The 220-nt window shown below is 39.1% G+C and carries 1 protein-coding gene; it reads left to right on the top strand.

The window, feature by feature from the left end:
* On the top strand, positions 1–66 hold a 66-nt coding region (locus H4J69_RS20555), incomplete at its 5' end, for a hypothetical protein (protein WP_139083085.1).
* Positions 67–220 lie beyond the last annotated feature (154 nt).

The following is a 220-nucleotide window of genomic DNA, read 5'->3' as shown; positions in this document are numbered from 1 at the left end:
CGCTTCGCTATCCGTGAAGGTGGTCGTACTGTTGGTGCTGGTGTTGTATCTAAAATCATCGCATAATTGCAGATTTTAGTTCTCACGAGAACTTAAAGAAAAGACGCTTAGGCGTCTTTTTTTATATCTAGATTTTAGTGAAATAGTCAAAACAGCCAAAGTTACTAACACAGAGCAGGTGTTGTATCGCTGTACCTAAAAGAAGCATCGCATAATTGCA

Source organism: Colwellia sp. BRX10-9 (assembly GCF_014077405.1).
Classification (GTDB): Bacteria; Pseudomonadota; Gammaproteobacteria; order Enterobacterales; family Alteromonadaceae; genus Colwellia_A.
Note: the sequence above shows the minus strand (reverse complement) of the source record. Positions and strands in the feature narration are given on the sequence as shown.